The following is a 3,181-nucleotide window of genomic DNA, read 5'->3' on the forward strand; positions in this document are numbered from 1 at the left end:
AGTTCCTCGCCCAGCGCGCTGAGCGCCGCAAGGCGGAGCAGCAGGGGAAGCAGGCCAAAATCGACGAGGTGCTGGCGATGTGGCGCGAGCGCGTGAGCTGGTGGGAGACCGAGTTCAAGGTGTCCCCGGACTTCAGCTCGAGGGAGAAGCCGAAGAAGGGCGCGAGCGCCCGGATGGAGGGGGAGGAGCGGCAGATGAGCGAGCGCCCGGCCCGGGCGCCCCCGCCCTCCGCCGCTGCTGGCGTGGCGCATTATGGCGCGCTGGGCGAGAAGGCCCCGGACTCCGGTTCCGGTGGCAACGAGTCGAGCATCGCCATCACCGAGTGGAACCCCGAGACGCCCTACCTCCAGGCGATGCGCGCCGCCGGCGCCCAGAAGGCCTACGCGGCCTACCTGAAGGCGCGCGGTGACTACGCCAACAACCCGGCCTTCCTGCTGGACTGCGCGGACTTCCTGCTCAAGGACGGCCAGCGCCCGCTCGGCCTGCGCGTGCTCTCCAATCTCGCGGAACTGCGGATTGAGGACCCGGCCCTGCTGCGTGTCTACGCGTGGCGGCTGCAACAGGCCGGTGAGCTCGACACCGCCATCCGCGTCCTGCGCGGCGTGCTGCGCCTGCGCCCCGAGGAGCCCCAGTCCTACCGCGACCTCGCGCTCGCGCTCTCCCTGCGCGGCGAGGGCTCGCGCTCGGTGCCGGATTTGGAGGAGGCCATGGGGCTGCTCACCCAGGTGGTGATGAAGACGTGGGACCGCTTCCCCCAAATCGAGGTCATCGCGCTCATGGAGCTCAACCGCCTGCTCGCGCTCGCCGAGCGCCTCCAGGCCGGAGGCCCCCCGGCGCGCTGTGAGCTGGACGCGCGGCTGCGCAAGCTGCTCGACGTGGACGTGCGCATCGTCCTCTCCTGGGACGCGGACCTCACGGACGTGGACCTGCATGTGGAGGAGCCCACCGGCGAGACGGCCTACTACGGCCACAACCGCACCGAGCAGGGCGGGCTCGTGTCCCGGGACTTCACGCAGGGCTATGGCCCCGAGGAGTATGTGCTCCACCGCGCCCTGCCGGGCACCTACACCATCCGCGCGCACTACTACGGCTCCCGCCAGCAGACGCTGCTGGGGCCGGCCACCGTCACCGCCACCGTCATCACCCGCTATGGGCGGCCGGGCGAGCAGCGCCAGGTGCTCACGCTGCGCCTGGAGGGCGCCAAGGACCTCGTCGAGATCGGCAAGGTGCGGATCAGTCCCGCCCCCACCCAAGCGAGCATCGCCGGACGGTGGCACAGGGTGGCGACAGGTCCCGGCGTGGGGGTGTTCGAGCAGTTCGACCTGGGCCGCGATGGGAGCTACGAGTACCTAAGCGAGTTCGGGTTCGGAAAGAAGCTTTGCCGCTCTGTCCGGTACAAAGGGCGGTATCGCCTCTCTGGCGATTCCATCGAGTTCACCCCGAGCTGGGGGTGGGGGAGTAAGGCGTGCACCGGACCGATGAAGGAGCTCCAGGGCGGAGAGCTGGCAGCACAGCCCCCCTCTCTCGGTAACCACAGAAGCAGCGTGCGACTCCAGGGGGAGCAGCTGTGCCTCAGCCTCGAAGGCGGCGAGAGAAGAGAGACCTGCCTCTCGCGGAATTAGCGGGACGGTCGTCGTAGGCATGCGCCAGACGCGAACGTGAAAAGTCTCGACCGGGTCCCCGTGCCCCCAGCACCGAACGAAGCCCCGCTCCACGTACTGCGACAGGCCACGCCCCACCTCGCTCGCCGCTGCCAGCAGTGTGGCGAGGTTGTCCCTCACCGCCTCGTACAGCACCGTCCCCTCCGGCTGCCTCCGCCGGTACGCCCACCCGCGCTCCTCCACCTGCCCCTCCCCGGCCACACCTCGCCAGGGCACACGCTACCGTCAGCCTCCCACGGGCCTCCGTGGAGCCCCTGCCTGCTTGTGGGGTTCGGGGCCTACGAGAGCAGAAGGCGCAGGAGGGTCGCGGCCCGCACCGGGTTGCCTCCTTCCAGGGCCGCCAGGGCCGCTGTGACGTACCTTGCTACATTGCTACAGCAGACCCGCGCTGGGGCGCTCTCAACACAGCTCAAGATGGGGCAGGGGGCAGCGTAAGCATCCGGAACTCCTACGAAAACCGCTCTCGATCGCTCTGGAACGGTCTCTCTGGAAGCCTCCGGCGGCGGGTTCGATTCCCGCCGCCTCCACTGGATGTAGCAGAGCCCCGGGCGCCATCAGGCGACCCGGGGTTTTCTTTTTCCGCTGAAGCCGCCAGCGGCAGCCGGACGAACTGGCCGCGCTCGTGACGCTGGACCTTGAGCTTCGCCACCTCGGCGCAGCTCGAACTCCATGGTCCCTCGACGGCGAGCATCTCCAATGCCTCGGGGACGTGGGCCTACCGGAGCTACGTGTTCAATGCCACGAGCACCAGCTCCCTCATCAAGTTCGAGAGCACCTCGACCGGCGTGGCGTGCGGCCTGGCCACCGACAACATCACCGTGGACGGTCCGTGATTCACCCGTAAACCTGCACTCCGGAGGAGGAACGGTCCTCCTCCGCCTGGAGCCAGGGTCCGAATCCTCTCCTCAGCGCCCCTGGAAGAGGGGCGCCCTGCGGGCCGCCGCGGCCGCGAGCCCCTCGCCCAGGTCCTCGCTCCCGTAGCTCTCCGCCTGCAAGCGCGCCTCTTCCTCCAGGGCCCGCTGGAGGGCGGCCCGGTCCGGTGCCAGCCTGCGCTTGAGCGCCCGGGTGGCCAGCGGGGCATTCGCCGCCACCTGGGCCGCGAGTTTCCGGGCGCGCGCGAGCACTTCGGGCCCTGGCGTCGCCTCGAGCGCCAGCCCGAGGTGCACTGCCTCACGCCCATCGAAGCGACGGCCCGTGAGGAGCAGCTCCGCGCCCCGCTGCGCGCCCGCTCTCCACGGCACGAAGTACGTCGCTCCCATGCCCGGGTGAAGTCCCAGCTGAACGAAGTTGAGCGCGAGCTTCGCGTCCTCGGCGACGACGCACAGGTCGCACGCGAGCGCCACGCACAGCCCGGCGCCAATCGCCGCTCCCTCCACCGCGGCCACCGTGGGCACCGGCAGCTCCAGCACGCAGAGGTAGCGCGCATAGAAGTCGAGCATGAAGGTGCGCGCCTCCTCCGAGGACACCCGGCGCAGCCGCTCGAGCATCTGGAGGTCTCCCCCCGCGGAGAACGTTCCGCC

Annotated in this window: 3 protein-coding genes; 2 read left to right on the forward strand and 1 reads right to left on the reverse strand. The window is 70.1% G+C overall.

The genetic code is table 11. The annotated features are described in order from the left end of the window. Both VF794_RS32860 and VF794_RS32865 read left to right on the forward strand, forming a co-directional pair. Nucleotides 1–1,622 (forward strand): DUF2135 domain-containing protein (locus VF794_RS32860; RefSeq protein ID WP_331117066.1); only part of this gene is annotated, 1,622 nt, incomplete at its 5' end. Between the two features lie 674 nt (nt 1,623–2,296). Then, a complete protein-coding gene (locus VF794_RS32865) occupies nt 2,297–2,494 on the forward strand; it encodes a hypothetical protein (RefSeq protein ID WP_331117067.1) in 198 nt (65 codons plus the stop codon). A 72-nt stretch (nt 2,495–2,566) separates the two neighbouring features. On the opposite strand, the gene VF794_RS32870 is transcribed toward VF794_RS32865, so the two are convergent. Beyond that, on the reverse strand, nt 2,567–3,181 hold a 615-nt coding region (locus tag VF794_RS32870; RefSeq protein WP_331117068.1), incomplete at its 5' end, for an enoyl-CoA hydratase/isomerase family protein.

The sequence above is a fragment of the Archangium sp. genome, assembly GCF_036389735.1.
Lineage (GTDB): Bacteria > Myxococcota > Myxococcia > Myxococcales > Myxococcaceae > Archangium.